Source organism: Dyadobacter sp. CY347, from assembly GCF_021502655.1.
Taxonomy (GTDB): domain Bacteria; phylum Bacteroidota; class Bacteroidia; order Cytophagales; family Spirosomataceae; genus Dyadobacter.
In genome coordinates, this window is the sequence record NZ_JAKFFT010000010.1 from 275,342 (window position 1) to 290,835 (window position 15,494).

At 44.9% G+C, this 15,494-nt stretch carries 15 protein-coding genes and 1 pseudogene; 7 read left to right on the forward strand and 9 right to left on the reverse strand.

From position 1 onward, the window contains the following. Positions 1 to 22: 22 nt before the first annotated feature. From L0659_RS24165 to hemH, 5 genes and pseudogenes are all read left to right on the forward strand, one after another. The gene (locus L0659_RS24165) at positions 23 to 250 is read left to right on the forward strand and encodes a hypothetical protein (protein ID WP_235129150.1); all 228 of its coding nucleotides are present in this window, start codon (positions 23 to 25) and stop codon (positions 248 to 250) included. After that, positions 244 to 615, forward strand: a pseudogene (locus tag L0659_RS26575) (type II toxin-antitoxin system VapC family toxin). The gene L0659_RS24165 and the pseudogene L0659_RS26575 overlap by 7 nt, the downstream one beginning before the upstream one ends. 15 nt (positions 616 to 630) lie before the next feature. Continuing rightward, positions 631 to 1,764 carry an aspartate aminotransferase family protein gene (locus tag L0659_RS24175; protein WP_235129152.1) on the forward strand — a complete coding sequence of 378 codons (1,134 nt, stop codon included), beginning with the start codon at positions 631 to 633 and terminating at the stop codon, positions 1,762 to 1,764. 35 nt (positions 1,765 to 1,799) lie between these two features. Continuing rightward, positions 1,800 to 2,747 carry an N-acetylornithine carbamoyltransferase gene (locus L0659_RS24180; RefSeq protein WP_235129153.1) on the forward strand — a complete coding sequence of 316 codons (948 nt, stop codon included), beginning with the start codon at positions 1,800 to 1,802 and terminating at the stop codon, positions 2,745 to 2,747. Between the two features lie 10 nt (positions 2,748 to 2,757). Next, positions 2,758 to 3,822, forward strand: coding sequence for a ferrochelatase (gene hemH, locus L0659_RS24185; protein WP_235129154.1), 1,065 nt, complete (start codon positions 2,758 to 2,760; stop codon positions 3,820 to 3,822). Positions 3,823 to 3,839: 17 nt separating this feature from the next. Here hemH and L0659_RS24190 read toward each other — a convergent pair whose 3' ends face one another. From L0659_RS24190 to L0659_RS24205, 4 genes are all read right to left on the reverse strand, one after another. After that, on the reverse strand, positions 3,840 to 4,988 hold the full coding sequence (locus L0659_RS24190; RefSeq protein WP_235129156.1) for a cysteine desulfurase family protein: 1,149 nt from the start codon (positions 4,986 to 4,988) through the stop codon (positions 3,840 to 3,842). Further along, a complete protein-coding gene (gene glmM, locus L0659_RS24195) occupies positions 4,985 to 6,397 on the reverse strand; it encodes a phosphoglucosamine mutase (protein WP_235129158.1) in 1,413 nt (470 codons plus the stop codon). The genes L0659_RS24190 and glmM overlap by 4 nt, the downstream gene beginning before the upstream one ends. 103 nt (positions 6,398 to 6,500) lie before the next feature. After that, entirely contained in the window at positions 6,501 to 7,349 is an 849-nt protein-coding gene (locus tag L0659_RS24200; RefSeq protein ID WP_235129159.1) for a transglutaminase family protein, read from the reverse strand. Between the two features lie 34 nt (positions 7,350 to 7,383). Next, the gene (locus L0659_RS24205; RefSeq protein WP_235129160.1) at positions 7,384 to 8,424 is read right to left on the reverse strand and encodes an alpha-E domain-containing protein; all 1,041 of its coding nucleotides are present in this window, start codon (positions 8,422 to 8,424) and stop codon (positions 7,384 to 7,386) included. 218 nt (positions 8,425 to 8,642) lie between these two features. On the opposite strand from L0659_RS24205, the gene L0659_RS24210 reads away from it, so the two are divergent. Beyond that, positions 8,643 to 10,199 (forward strand): helicase HerA-like domain-containing protein, encoded by a 1,557-nt coding sequence (locus L0659_RS24210; RefSeq protein ID WP_235129161.1) that lies wholly within the window; start codon positions 8,643 to 8,645, stop codon positions 10,197 to 10,199. On the opposite strand, the gene L0659_RS24215 is transcribed toward L0659_RS24210, so the two are convergent. The 5 genes from L0659_RS24215 to L0659_RS24235 all read right to left on the reverse strand — a co-directional run bounded on the left by L0659_RS24215 (position 10,196) and on the right by L0659_RS24235 (position 14,313). Beyond that, positions 10,196 to 10,612 carry a DUF2141 domain-containing protein gene (locus L0659_RS24215; RefSeq protein ID WP_235129162.1) on the reverse strand — a complete coding sequence of 139 codons (417 nt, stop codon included), beginning with the start codon at positions 10,610 to 10,612 and terminating at the stop codon, positions 10,196 to 10,198. The two genes, L0659_RS24210 and L0659_RS24215, sit on opposite strands and share 4 nt — an antisense overlap. Before the next feature lie 6 nt (positions 10,613 to 10,618). Then, complete coding sequence (locus tag L0659_RS24220; protein ID WP_409019424.1) at positions 10,619 to 11,128, reverse strand: acyl-CoA thioesterase; 510 nt, start codon at positions 11,126 to 11,128, stop codon at positions 10,619 to 10,621. A gap of 63 nt (positions 11,129 to 11,191) precedes the next feature. After that, positions 11,192 to 12,277 carry a Gfo/Idh/MocA family protein gene (locus L0659_RS24225; protein ID WP_235129164.1) on the reverse strand — a complete coding sequence of 362 codons (1,086 nt, stop codon included), beginning with the start codon at positions 12,275 to 12,277 and terminating at the stop codon, positions 11,192 to 11,194. A 12-nt stretch (positions 12,278 to 12,289) separates the two neighbouring features. Next, the gene (locus tag L0659_RS24230; protein ID WP_235129165.1) at positions 12,290 to 13,642 is read right to left on the reverse strand and encodes a neutral/alkaline non-lysosomal ceramidase N-terminal domain-containing protein; all 1,353 of its coding nucleotides are present in this window, start codon (positions 13,640 to 13,642) and stop codon (positions 12,290 to 12,292) included. A 137-nt stretch (positions 13,643 to 13,779) separates the two neighbouring features. Continuing rightward, positions 13,780 to 14,313: a YceI family protein gene (locus L0659_RS24235; protein WP_235129167.1), complete on the reverse strand. Its 534-nt coding sequence runs from the start codon at positions 14,311 to 14,313 to the stop codon at positions 13,780 to 13,782. Positions 14,314 to 14,520: 207 nt separating this feature from the next. Between L0659_RS24235 and L0659_RS24240 the strand changes: the two genes are divergently transcribed. Next, positions 14,521 to 15,330 carry a transglutaminase family protein gene (locus tag L0659_RS24240; RefSeq protein WP_235129168.1) on the forward strand — a complete coding sequence of 270 codons (810 nt, stop codon included), beginning with the start codon at positions 14,521 to 14,523 and terminating at the stop codon, positions 15,328 to 15,330. Positions 15,331 to 15,494 lie beyond the last annotated feature (164 nt).

The window sequence follows — 15,494 nt, forward strand, 5'->3', positions numbered from 1 at the left end:
TCTAAATCGTAAATCCATTGCTATGAACGATTTGATGCAAACATTTAATCAACTAAGCGAGTCTCAGCAAAAACAGCTGCTGGCATACGCAGATGGACTTTTGCTGCAACAAAAAGCAAAGAAGGATGATGGAGATCTTACGACTTGGAAAGAAAAAATAATGAATGTTTCAACTTGGAATGATGCGGATATTGCAGCACTCGAAGAAAATATGAAGCGTATAGATAATTGGAAAATCCCACAATGGTAGTTGATACAGGACTGTTCATCGAGCATTTACGCAAATCAGATAAGTCGAAGACGACTTTGGCTTCTTTGCCAAACGACGCGTCGATTTTTGTCTCAGCTGTAACAGTTTATGAATTAATGATGGGCGCAACTGACAATTAGAAGAAGACGGATGTTGAAACACTCTTAAATGGATTACCGATTCTGCCTTTTAATGATGAAGTTTCATTGAAAGCTGCTGAAATTTACCATAACCTTCGAAGGCGGAACTCGCTTATAGAATTTCGGGATATTTTCATTGCCGCGACGGCGCTAACATTTCAATTACCAATCAAAACATTGAACCAGGGACACTTTCAACGGATTGAAAATCTTGAACTTGCCTGATAAACTATATTTATAATGTCACACTTATTCGATGTTTACCCCATCTACGATATAGAGCCTGTCAAGGCTCAGGGGAGTTATTTGTGGGACCAGCATGGGACCAAGTATTTGGATCTTTATGGTGGGCATGCGGTGATTTCTGTTGGGCATTGCCATCCATACTATGTGGATATGCTCACGAAGCAGCTGAATGCGATTAGTTTTTATTCCAATTCAGTGAAAATTTCTTTACAGGAAGAACTGGCGGAAAAGCTGGGTGAACTTTCGGGTTATCCGGATTATAAGCTGTTCTTATGCAACTCGGGTGCTGAGGCAAATGAGAATGCTTTGAAACTGGCTTCGTTTCATAATGGTCGGAAAAAAGTGATTTCTTTTACTAAATCCTTCCATGGCCGGACGGCTGGGGCTGTTGCTGCGACGGACAATGCGTCTATCGTTGCGCCGGTGAACTATAAGGAGCACGTATCTTTTTTGCCATTTAATGATGTGCAGGCTGCTGAAAACGGCATTACGGATGAAGTTTGCGCGGTAATTGTTGAGGGAATCCAAGGTGTGGGCGGGATTAATGTGAGCTCTGATGAATTTTTGCAAACATTAAGACGCAAATGTGATGAAACGGGTGCGGTTTTGATTCTTGATAGCGTGCAATGTGGTTATGGACGGACGGGAAAATTCTTCTCGCACCAGTTCAGTGGCATTGATCCGGATATAATGTCGATGGCTAAGGGAATGGGCAATGGTTTCCCGATTGGTGGAATCTTGATTTCTCCTAAGTTCAAAGCAAGTTATGGCATGTTAGGAACCACTTTTGGTGGGAATCACTTGGCTTGTGCTGCTGGCGTCGCGGTGCTGGACATTATGAAAAATGAAAATCTTTTGGAAAACGCAGCCGAGATCGGCGACTATCTTTTCAAGGGAATCGAAGAAATTGGCGGATATAAAGAGTTAAGAGGACGAGGGTTGATGATCGGGATTGAGTATGATTTTCCGGTTAAAGACCTTCGGAACAAACTTTTATTCGATTATAAAATGTTCACTGGAGTGGCGGGCGCTAACACCATTCGATTGCTGCCTTCGCTTGCTTTGGGCAAGGAAGAGGCTGATCAATTTTTGGAAGTTTTGAGAAAAGAGACGTCCGTTACAATTTAACATTAACCTAAACGCCGCAGAAATTACCAAACTGAATGAAACACTTTCTTTCCATTAACGACGTAACCGACCTGAATCAGCTGATTTCAAATGGCATCGCCGCAAAGCGTAATCCATTTGCTGACATTGAGTTAGGCAAAAACAAAACCATCGGACTGCTATTTTTCAATTCAAGTTTGAGAACAAGGATCAGCACGCAGAAAGCTGCGCAAAACCTTGGTCTTAATGTGATTACGATGAATGTCGGGCAAGATGGCTGGGGTCTAGAAATGGAAGAAGGCGTGATCATGAATGGTGACAAAGCGGAGCACGTGAAAGAGGCGGCTGCTGTGATTGGCAGTTATTGCGATATCATTGGGATCCGGTCGTTTGCTGGTTTGCAGGATCGGGATAAGGATTATGCTGAGATTGTTTTTCAGCAATTTAAAAAATACGCTGAGGTTCCGATCATTAATCTGGAATCTGCGACAAGGCATCCTTTGCAGTCACTTGCGGATTGCATTACGATTGAAGAATTTAAGATAAAACAGCGCCCTAAGGTCGTTTTGACGTGGTTGCCGCATTTCAAAGCATTGCCGCAAGCCGTTGCTAACTCATTTTGCGAGTGGATGAATCCGATGGATGTGGAACTTGTGATTACGCATCCGGAAGGTTATGATCTTGCGCCTGAATTTGTTGGAAAAGGCCAGGTTATTCATGATCAGGATAAGGCGTTAGAAGGCGCGGATTTTGTATACGGGAAAAACTGGTCATCTTACCAGCATTATGGTCAAGTTTTGACGAGCCACCCTTCGTGGATGATTACGGAAGCAAAAATGTCTTTGACGGATAACGGAAAATTTATGCATTGCCTTCCGCTGCGTCGTAACATGAAGGTTGCTGATGAGGTTTTGGATGGCCCAAGATCACTTGTTATTGAACAGGCTGCCAATCGTGAATGGTCGGCGCAGGCAGCATTGCGCGAGGTTTTGCTAAATATTTGAACAAAAAAGAATGAATACGGAAACGCTGGCTCAGCCACATATTTCAACAAAATCAGTTCGTAAAACGGGCGTCCTCATCGTAAACCTGGGAACGCCGGACAGCCCATCCGTTCCGGACGTGCGCAAATATCTGCGTGAGTTCCTGATGGACGAGCGCGTGATCGATATCCCCTATCTGAACCGCTGGATGCTCATTAACCTGATCATTGCGCCTTTTAGAGCACCTAAATCTGCTAAAATTTACAAGCAATTGTGGAGGCCGGATGGCTCGCCGTTGAAGATTTACGGCTTTTCCGTTAAAGAAAAATTGCAGCGTGTGCTAGGCGATGACTATGTTGTTGAACTTGCGATGCGTTACCAAAGTCCAAGCATTGAAAACGGATTGAAAGAACTGAGAAAACAAACACTTTCAGAAATTATCATTGTTCCGTTTTTCCCACAATATGCCTCTGCGTCAACAGGTTCTGTTTATAAAGAAGTGATGCGCGTGGTGCAGGATTGGGAAGTTTTGCCTGAGATCAAGTTCATCAACCGCTTCCTGGATCATCCAAAATTCATTGAAGGTTTTGTAAATCTTGGTAAAAAATACATGGCGCAGCAACATTACGACCATGTAGTTTTCAGTTATCATGGTTTGCCTGAAAGACAGATCACAAAAGGCGATGTTACCGGAAGTTTTTGCCAATTCGGTTCTTGCTGCGATCATTTGGATGCGAGAAACCAGCATTGCTATCGTGCGCAATGTTTTGAAACAACGCGTTTGTTGGTAAAAGGCTTAGGGCTTGCGGAAGGCACTTACACAACTTGCTTTCAATCCCGTTTGGGCAAAAATCCATGGATTAAGCCTTATACAGATGAAGTGATTCCCGAATTGACCAAAAAAGGCGTAAAAAGTGTGCTGGCATTTTCGCCCGCATTCGTTGCCGATTGCTTGGAAACAGAAATTGAAGTGGGTGAGGAATATAAAGAGATTTTTGAAAAAGAAGGTGGCGTTCACTGGCAGCTGGTTGAGAGCCTGAATGACAGTGACATTTGGATCGAAACTTTGGAAGACATCATAAAAAAAGCGGTTTAACAACCGCTTTTTGCATTTTAAAAAATCACACTTTCCTTTTTATATAACTCCGCTAATGTCTGAGCGGCGTAATCAATTTCTTCTTCCGTATTATATTTTCCAAAAGAAAAACGGACATTAGCGCGGTTCTCATCAATTTTTAGCTCATTCAAAACGTGTGAGCCGATCTCTGTTCCACTGGCGCAGGCACTTCCTCCTGAGACTGCTATGCCTGCAATATCCAGGTTAAACAACAGCATATCACTAATGTCAGAAGGCGGTAAGCTCACATTCAAGACTGTGTAAAGACTTTTATCCAAATCCGAAGAATTCCCGTTAAATGTGATGCCTTCAATGCTGTTCGTCAACTTGTCGATCATCCGCAGTTTCAAGCTTTCAATGTGCTTGCGGTGTGCGTCCATATCGCGGTAGGAGATTTCCAATGCTTTGGCAAGTCCTACAATTCCGTAAATGTTTTCCGTGCCGCCTCGCATGTTGCGCTCCTGCGCGCCTCCGTGTACAAAGGGAGCAATTTTAAGTCCGGGTCTGATATATAGGAAACCTACGCCTTTCGGGCCATTGAATTTGTGGGCCGCACCGACGATGAAATTGGATTTCATCTTCTGTAAGTCATGTCTATAATGACCCATTGTTTGCACGGTGTCACTATGGAAAACAGCATTGTATTTTTCACAAATGTCGCCTACTGCTTCCAGATCCAGCAGATTACCGATTTCATTGTTGCCATGCATTAACGAAACCAATGAGCGCGAATTGGATTGAAGCAATGTTTCCAGATGCTCTAAATCAACTTCACCTCTTTCATTAAGATTAACGAAACTCAACTGGATTTGCCCCGTTTTTTGCAAATGTTCGAGCGTGTGCAAAACGGCATGGTGCTCGATACGGGACGTTATGGCGTGTTTGAGGCCTAATGTTTCAATGCTGGAACGGATGGCTGTGTTATCTGCCTCGGTTCCGCCTGATGTGAAAAAGATTTCCGCAGGAGCTGCATTCAAAATTCCTGCAATGCTTTTCCTGGCTTTCTCAATAGAAGACCTGACTGCCCGGCCAAAGGAATGTATGGAAGAAGGATTGCCAAATTGCTCGGTCATGAGCGGCAACATCACTTCCAACACTTCCGGATCAAGGCGCGTGGTGGCAGCATTGTCCAAATAGGCTTTCATTTTTGACTGTTTTTTGGCTCCGAAATAATCTCCTTAATGTCGGAAATGATCTTATTAGCCAGATTGATCGCGGTTGTCTGCGTTTCTGATTCGGAATAGATGCGGATGATAGGCTCTGTATTCGACTTGCGCAAATGCACCCATTCTCTATCGAACTCAATCCTAACGCCATCGATGGTGTTCAAAGGCTGTTTAGAATATCTCGTTTGAATGCGGCTGAGAATGTTATCCACATTGATATCCGGCGTCAGCTCAATCTTATTTTTTGAAATATAATAACCTGGATATGAGCGGCGTAACACCGAAGCTGTTTTACCAAATTTGGCCAAATGCGTTAAAAATAATGCAATTCCAACCAAAGCATCCCGTCCATAATGGCTTTCCGGATAAATAACCCCGCCATTTCCTTCACCGCCAATGATCGCCTGATTGGCCTTCATCATATTTACCACATTCACCTCGCCAACTGCCGAAGCAAAATATTTTCCACCAGCCTTTATCGTCACATCGCGCAAAGCTGCTGTTGATGATAAGTTGGAAACTGTGTTACCGGGCGTATTTTTCAAAACATAATCCGCAACGGCAACCAATGTATATTCTTCGCCAAACGGAGTTCCGTCCTCACACATTAATGCAAGCCGGTCCACATCGGGATCCACAACAATGCCCAGATTGAAAGAACCATCATTCAATTCTTTGCTGATCTCACGCAAATGTTCAGGAAGCGGCTCAGGATTATGGGCAAAATTTCCGGTAGGTTCGCAATTTAACTTTTTAATGTTCTTTGTAGGAACGCCTAATGCTTCAAGGAGCATCGGAACAACGATTCCACCTGTTGAATTGACCGCATCGACAACGATCCGGAAGTTAGCATTCGTTATGGCTTGCACATCTACAAGTGGCAATGCAAGAACCTGATCTATATGCTTTTGTAAATATGTATCATCCGCAGTGTAACTTCCCAGTTTTTTAACGTCAACAAAAACAAAATCTTCCTCGTCTGCAATTCTCAAAACTTCTGCACCTTCTTCTTCTGAAATAAATTCACCGTCGTGGTTCAGCAGTTTAAGCGCATTCCATTGAATCGGGTTGTGGCTTGCTGTCAAAATAATCCCTCCTGCTGCTCCTTCGGCCGTAACCGCAATCTCAACAGTAGGCGTAGTGGAAAGGCCGAGATCCGTTACATGAAGTCCTACTCCCTGCAATGTCCCGGCAACAAGGCGACTTACCATTTCACCGGATAAGCGAGCGTCCCTGCCAATAATAACCTTTAAATTTTGTGGATTTGTACGCCTCAGCCATGTTCCGTATGCCGCTGCAAACTTAACAACATCAATCGGAGTCAGCGCCTCACCCGATTTCCCACCCACGATACCTCTGATTCCTGAGATAGATTTAATTAACGTCACGATCTAGAATTCCTCTTTTTGTTTGGTTGCAAAAATACTAAATTTCCCTCTCTGCACGCCGATTTTTCTTGAAACAAAAGTAACATTTGACTTATCGTTAGTACTAGCCTTGCAGTAACTGAATGTCTACATTGGTCGAGAGCCGGGAGGTTGTGTATCCTAAAAATGAACCCATCACGGGTGCCAGCTGGTCGTAATCGGCGGATGTCCCCATGCTGATATGATTGTTAATCACTGCCTTACCCTCCGTCGGGTCAAATCCCCGCCATCCGGCTCCTGGTAAAAAAACTTCCGCCCATGCATGCAGTTCATGCGCCTGCTGCGGGTTCCCGTATAAATATCCGCTCACGAATCTTGCCGCAATGCCGAGGCTCCTGCAAGCGCCAATGAACAACCGGGCAAATTCCCTGCAGGATCCACTCCTATCGCGCAATGTATCATCCGGCGGATAAGCGTTCCCATATTCACGGTGCTGATACACAAAGTTTTGGCTGATATACTGACTCATTTCCACCAGGAAAGGAATGGTTGCATAATTGACATGCGCAGCGATTTTTCGGGCAAATTGCTCGACCTGCTGCGTGGCGTCCGTTTTATCCAGATAAGGGATCAGATATTTATAAATCCGGTTATCGTACAAAAACGGGATTTTGCTGGTTTCGAAAGGATAAAAGACAAAATCGAAAACATTCACCGGTTCCGAGCTCACAGTTATAGAAGCTTCTACAAAAAGTCTGCTATATGGCTGATTATAGAAATAAATCAAATGCTGCACATTGCCTTCGACATCCACATTTTTTACAATTTTTGATGGCTGCGGCTCAATGGTCAGGTTGTATTCCAGCAGTCGCTGGTGCGGGTAAGACCTCGGATATAAATACAATGTGTGCATTTCCAGGACGACCGGAAAATTATACTGATATTCCAGAGCGTGCCGGACTTTTAAATTCATGAAGTTTCCGGTCAGTAGGTTTTGAAAATGATGTTCAGTTCATCCATTGGGTTTTGAATTGCCCGGATGATTGGCTTTGCGACTGACTTTGGGAATGTCCTTGTGACTGACTTTGCGACTGACCTTTTTCCAGGCCAAAATACATGTCGAATATCGCATTGTCTACCTCGTTGTTTTTTGTCTGAAATTTATCCAGATATTCATGGAGGCCCATCTTAAAAACGTCTTCTACGTCCGTAAATTCAAGTTCGGTGCGGATTTTACTTAATGCACGTTCAGCAGGGTTGGTGTGGCCGCGTTCGGGAATTGATCCGGCAATTGCATACAAGGAAAGCTCCGCCTGCCGCACACAATAAGCAATGGATCTTGGAAACAATTTATCCAGAATAAGGAACGCGACAATGTTCATCGGCGTCAGCGCGCGGTGCGTCTGCCTGTACATATTATATGCACTTACCGATTTCAAAACCGCCGTCCAGAGCATTAGATCAAGCGTGGAACCTGAGGTTCCGGAGTCTTGTAATAGTGTAAAATACTTCACATCCAGGAAGCGCGAACATTTATCGGCGCGTTCTATATGCCGGCCCAGGCGACCAAAATGCCAGGCTTCATTGCGCGTAATGGACGAATCTACAACGCCGTGAAAAAGCTGGCAACTTTTACGGATGTCCGTAAAATAGGACTGCATATGGTCCATATTCCGGAAGTTATCCGGATTTGTGCTGCGGATCGAGAGATAAAAAGTATTGATACTCTCCCACATTTCCTTGGAAATCGTTTCCCGGATCGTCCGCGCGTTTTCACGTGCTTCGTACAAGCAGCTAATGATGGAGTTCGGATTTCTTTTATCAAACGTCATAAAATGTATAACGTCCTCTTTTGTAGGCTTTTCGTAAAATTTATAAAACAAATAATGATCAGCAGTTGCAATCAGAAGCGGTTCCCACTGCTCGTCCACATCGGGCGGCAGATCCAATGCCAGATTAAAATTAACTCCCACAAACCGAGCGTAATTTTCTACCCGTTCTATGTAACGATTCATCCAGTATATTGAATTGGCAACTCGGCTAAGCATAAATTGAAATTGTTGTCTCTAAATTGTTTAATCAGAATAATTGCTAAGTAATCAAACCAAAATACCTAATAAAATTTTGCAAATACAAGAACCTACGAAAAGTAATATAAGTTCTCGAAAGAATATTATTAGAGGAAAATATTGGCCGATTATGCGAAAACTTCCTGAAACATTTAATTTTTGTAAATTAACAATCCATAAACATAACCTTTATTCCCGTGTCAAAAAAAGAACAATTTGTTGCAGCCATCCAAAAATCATATCATACCGACAAACCTGTGATCCATTTGGGTTCCGCTATTCTTGAAGGCGAAATCATTGGGGAAGCAAGGGTTAATCTGCCTTTGCGCATGATGAACCGGCATGGATTGGTGGCTGGCGCAACAGGATCGGGAAAGACAAGGACCTTGCAAGTGCTTGCAGAACAGCTCTCCGCGGCGGGTGTGCCGGTTTTTATGTCGGATATAAAAGGCGACTTGTCCGGCATTGCGCAACCCGGTCAAACCAATGCGGCATTGCAGGAAAGGTCAGCAGCATTAGGAACGGTGTTTGAGCCGAAAGGTTACCCGGTTGAACTTTATTCATTAAGCGGCAACAAAGGCGCCCAGATGCGTGCTACGATCCTGGAATTCGGACCGATATTGCTTTCCAAAATATTTGAATTAAACGACACGCAGTCAGGCGTTTTGGCTATTCTCTTTAAATATGCCGATGACAAAGATCTTCCTATGGTGGATCTCAACGATCTGAAAAAAGTGCTGAACTATCTTTCCGAAGGACCCGGAGCGGCAGAAATCAAAGCAGATTATGGCAGCATTTCGACGTCCACGGCTGGGACTATATTGCGCAAAATCGTTGCCCTGGAACAGCAGGGCGTAGGAACGATCTTTGGCGAAAAATCCTTCGACATTACAGACCTGATCAACCGTGTGGACGGCCAGGGCGTGATCAGCTTGCTTAACATTTCAGACGTCCAGGACAAGCCAGCGTTGTTTTCAACATTCATGCTCAGCCTGTTGGCAGAACTTTATACGAAGTTGCCCGAAGCAGGAGATCTTGATAAACCCAAACTTGTCTTCTTCCTCGACGAAGCGCATTTGTTATTTAAAGACGCACCAAAAGCATTTCTGGACCAGATTGAGCAGGTTGTACGGCTTATCCGTTCCAAAGGCGTAGGAATTTTCTTTTGCACACAAATGGCGCAGGACGTCCCTGTATCGGTTTTGTCGCAGTTAGGAAATCGTGTGCAGCATGTTTTAAGGGCATTCACGCCGCAGGATGCAGATGCTTTGAAACAAACGGTTAAAACTTACCCGAGATCGGATTTCTATGCTATCGACCAGATATTGACCACATTAGGGATCGGACAGGCATTGATTACGGTTTTGAATGAAAAAGGTATCCCGACAGAAGTGGCCGCAACACATTTGCTCCCGCCTAACTCGGTCATGGGGCCAATGGTGCAGGCCGATTACGATAACCACGTCAGACAATCAGACGTTTACCTGAAATACAAAGATCCGATTGATCCCGAAAGTGCTTATGAAATGCTTACCAAGCGCATGGAAGCGCATGCACAGGTCGAGGCAAAAGCCCAGGAAGAAGTTGCGGAAGTAAAAAAAGGAAAAGAGGAAAAAGGAATTCTTTCCGAAGCGCTTAACTCACCCCTGGCGAAACAAATCGGCAGAGAGGTCGTGAGAGGCGTTTTTGGAATGTTATTTGGCAAAAAAACAACGAGCACCCGCAAGAAAAGCGGCGGTTTTTTTGGCTTCTAGTCTGTAAGCTTCACATTAATTTTCTGTCCCGGATCTTTGAAAACGAATTCACAATCTTCAAATTTCGGGGCAGAAAACTTTGGCCGGAAGTTCTTGCTGAAACCGTATGGCTCTTTTGGAATGCCGACAAAGTTTTTATCCAGGACACCATTGCTGTTTAAGTCATGGTAAGCGGCCAATGCATAGCGGCCAGGAGCAAGGTCAAATGCTACGAGCTGAGGCGCAGCACCTTTCACGTCGACGATCCTGTAAATTTTAGGTTTTTCCTTACTGGCAAATTTCTCCTCCGGCTTGTAAATGGCTATCCAAAGTTTGCCTTGGCCCTTTTTTATATTGGTAAACTCGATATTCAATGTCATTGCCGGTTCCGTAAACCAGCCTAACATGCAACTCACAATCCATACAAGCATCATTATTTTCTATTTTTCTGTTTCCCAACCAATTACGCAGCGCTGTTTCGACAGCTTGTGCAAGTTATCCTGCACATCCATTCGTGTTTTTGCATTATCAAATGCATCCTTGTAATTCTCCTTCAATTCGCGGCGTTTGATCGCTTCCAGAAACCTGCGTGCATCGTCCTCATTTTCAAGCAGTAATTCAGGCACAACAGTGGGCTTATCATCATCTCCCTTGGCAACCATGGTTACGTAAGAAGTATTTGTATGCCGTTGCGTCCCGTTCTTCACATTCTCGGCAATCACCCGGATTCCAATGACGAGCGAAGTCCTGCCGACAAAATTTACGGATGCATGCAGCGAAACCAGGTCCCCCACTTCAACCGGCTCTAAAAAATCCACGCCATCGACTGAAACGGTTACGCAATAAGTGCCGGCATGTCGGGCGGCACATGCATAAGCGACCTTGTCAATCAACGACAATAAGATGCCCCCGTGTATTTTTCCGCCGAAATTAGCGTAAGACGGAATCATGAGTTCCGTTAATGTGGTCTGTGAAAATCGGACTGAGCGAGCTTCCAAATGCTTAATTTTTGGTTATTTCTTCAAATAAACGGTTTTTCCCGATTTAGCCGACTCTTTCGCCGTTTCTAATATTTCTACAACCGTGACATTTACCGGCAATCCGTACAAATCATTCTTTTCAAGCTTTAATCTGCCCTGGACTACATCTGCCAATACAGAGAACGGATCGGTGAATGGTGCAGGACGCGGATCGAGCTTGATCGTTTCTTCGGGTGTCTTTTCCGAAAAGCGCTGCCGCACGGTTGTAGCATTCACTGCGACTGCATAACCTTTATTTCCGAACACTTCCATGTCTTTCCGTGCGAAAGACCAGTTCCAGGACCCCTGAATGATACATTGTGCTTTGGGATATTGTAAAATAATGGAAGCTTCGTCATCCACTTCCTTATAAATCTCCGGCTTATTCTGGTGCGTAACCGCCGTGACAGACAATGGACGTTCGCCTTTCAAAAGCCACGTCATCAGATTGGCCCCATAACAGCCAAAATCAATTAATGCACCAGCCCCATTTTTCAAAGGATCGGTAAGAATGGCGAGAAATTCTTTGCTAACACCGATTTCTTTGGGTCCCTGGTGCCCGTCATTCACCATTACTTTCCTGATTTCACCCAATTTTCCCTGCTCCACCAGGTCACGGACATGCTGGTTGCTCGCATACCAGGAAGTTTCATAATTGGTAAGCACCTGGATGCCATTCTGATCCGCCAGTTTCTGAATTTCCTTTGCGTCTGCGAATGTTGTTGCCAGCGGCTTCTCCACCATTACGTGGATTTTTTTCGGCGCACAGGCGCGTACAATGGCAATGTGTTCATTTATCGCCCCAAATGCCGAAACCGCTTCCGGCTTGGCCTCTTCCAGCATTTTATTCAAATCCGTATAAAAAAGTTTCTTGTCCAGCTTGTACTTGGTCATGAACAAATTAACGAGATCCGGATTGGTCTCATAAATGCCCACAATTTCAATATCCTTCTTATCCGAACGATTGAAAACCCAGCCAACGTGACCGTGGCTCAGCCCGGCAACCGCGATTTTTAAAGGTGCTTGTGCCATAGATTGAATGCTAAAAAGCGCTAATAAACAAAGCAGCAATGTTTTCATATTCGATTTGGTTTAGGATAACTTATCAATAATGTCTTTGATCACCTCTTGCAAATAAGCACCATTATAAGGGCCGTACCAGCTCATGGTTTTGGTTTCGTAAAGGTCTTTATCAAAATGTTTATCATGCGTAATGTAACCGATATAGCCTCCATTAAAGCTGGTAACCAATAAGTTAAGGCCTTTTGTCCTTGCATAAGCGTCTAATCCTGCGACTAATTCACCGGAAAAATCACACGGCATCCCTACCATGAGCATGTTTCCGATCCGTAACGCTTTCACAAACACAGGATAATCTCCAAAAGCCTTTTTAAAAACCCAGGAACGCAGATTAATGCCCATCGTCAGCCTCGGCGACGGGTCGCGCAGGGGCAACGGCAATGTTATCGCCTGCAACATTGCACCGCTTGATTTTTCCTTTATTGCTGAATCGGATAACAATGCTTTTTGCACTCCATATGCCTGGTTTTTCAACTCATCGAAATCATCCGAGCCTTTTTCAATCGGACCCATGCTGCCTACTGCGCCAGCCATGTACATGGCAAAATCATATCTGCCTTTTTCGAGCGAATCCACCAGGATGCCGGGATAATCTCTTGACAAAACAATATTACCCGAATTCAGGATCGTTGAATGTGCCGCATAGGAGCTCAAAATCGCCCTTTTCCCACTTTTTGTAACAAATGCAGCCGAGCGGATCTCCGGATCGACCTCGCCTTCCTCTCCTACGAGCCTGTTTCGGATATCAATGGTGTCAATCGATTCCATGTAAGTCAATGAGACTGGTTCCAGCTTGGCTTTCGCCTGAACGATGGCCTGAAAAATGGCATCGGCCAGACGCTCCACGGTGGCTGGGTTATATTCTCCCGAAAAAAACAAAGAGGAAATCCCTGTTCCCCATCCGCCTACACTATTATGGCTATGCGTTGCGCCGAAAAAGACCTGGTTAAAGGGAATTTCCTTTTCAGTAAGTCTCGATTGCAGCAGCTTAATCACAGTAGGCGGCATAATAAGCAGGTCGGCAGCGATGATCGCGGCCTGGGTCCCGCCATTGTCAATAACCAATGCGCGGACATAAACCGAGTCGTGAACGGAAGTGTATAACTTGCCCCGACGCTTACCATAACCTGCTGTGGGTGTGGGCGATGACGGCGTAATGTTCACCTTGGCCCAACCTGCCCGCAACTGCCCTGACGAGCCTGCTGTATCTTTCTTTACCTGACTGATCTGCTTTTTCCATTGACCGTAATAGGGCATTTCTTTGTACGGCGTATTGTCCATCGTGGTGATCATCGTGGAAATGGTCAGTATCAAGAGCAATACGATCACCCCGATGATGCGCAGAAAAATTCGAAGGAATCTCATTAAAATAATGTGGGAGGTTAGGTTACCAATATGCAAAAGGAGCAAACATTTGTTTTATCCTCATTATAAAAAAACCCGACATTCCATTGCGGCTGATGTCGGGCATTATTCCGGACTGACCGGCTCAATATTATGATTTAAGATTCTTTAACCAATTGAATGTTGGCGATCAGCTTCACGTCTTCACCAATCACCAGGCCTCCGGAATCTGTCAATTGCATGTAATTAAGGCCAAATTCCTGACGGCTGATCCTGCCTTCCACTTCAAAACCGATCCTGAGTTTCCCATCCGCATCACGCTCCGAGCCGCCATATTCTGCATCCAGTTCGATGGGTTTGGTAATGCCTTTTAATGTTAGTAACCCTGAAAGTTTGTAATTATCGCCCTTCACTTTATGAAAGTAATTGGACTGAAAAGTGATGTGCGGGAATTGTTCTGCATCAAAAAAATCTGCCGATCTTAAATGTGCATCACGCAAATCCACTTTGGTATCAATGCTGCTCACATCGAGTGAAAAGTGGATTTCTGCGTTTTCGAAGTTATTCAGGTCGGAAGTTGCGCCGCCTTCGAAGTTGTTAAAGGAGCCTGTAATGCTGGAAATGACGAGGTGTTTAATCTTAAACTGCACTTCCGAATGTACCGGGTCTACGATCCATTTTGTAACTGACATAGATAAAGAATTTAGATTCTACAAAAACTGCCGGCGGGAACTGTCCCGGGGCTGTATTAATCCTAAAATTAGCATTCCTGACGTATAAACGTCCATTAAAATGTTTTAATTCAGACCGTAATGCATGTTTAAACGAAAATAATGGCACGTAATTTTTAACTCACTCGTTGTCATAACATTTACCAAATATATTAAATCGACTCATACATGAAAATGAAGGGAAGAAGCATATTCACGTATGACGTGTATGCGCCCACAACCGTAACGACCATGTTACGCCCCCGCAGACAAGAAGGCCAGTCTATCATTCAGGAAGGTTTCAACATTGAGCCGTCCGTTCCTTTTTCAGAATACACCGATATATACGGCAATCCGTGCCAGCGTACAATTCTGCCGGTAGGCAGGGTGACCATTACCACAGAAGTTCAGGCGCAGGTGAGTGCAACTAAGTCAATCCCCAATCCGCCACCTACATTTATGCTGGTGGGCGATTTGCCTGACGAAGTGATGCATTACATTCTGCCAAGCCGTTACTGTGAGTCGGATTTGCATGAAATAAATATGCTTGTGATGAACATTGCGGGCAATCTTGCACCTGGATATGAGCAAGTGGAAGCAATCCGCACGTGGATCCATCAAAACGTAAAATACCAGTATGGCGTAACTGATTCCAGCACCACAGCGCTGGATGTGGCAAGAAACCGCATTGGCGTATGCCGCGATTTCACCCACCTGGCCATAGCCTTGTGCCGCAACCTGTGCATCCCCGCAAGAATGACCGTCGGATATCTCGACAGACTTAAAGTAATGGACTTACACGCCTGGTTCGACGTTTATATCGGCGGCCAATGGTATACATTCGACGCAGTACAAGAAAAAACAGACGGATACAGAATCGAAATCGCCCACGGCCGCGATGCAGCAGATGTAGCGATGGTAACACAATACGGCAATGCAACATTGCAATCGCTGCATGTGGAAACGGAGTTGCTGGAGCCGGAGCCGGGGAATTCGTAGTTTTACAAGTTACTTGTCAGCCTGAGCGGACTGGGCCTGTCAGCCTGAGCGGACTGGGCCTGTCAGCCTGAGCGGACTGGGCCTGTCAGCCTGAGCGGACTGGGCCTGTCAGCCTGAGCGGACTGGGCCTGTCAGCCTGAGCGGACTGGGCCTGTCAGCCTGAG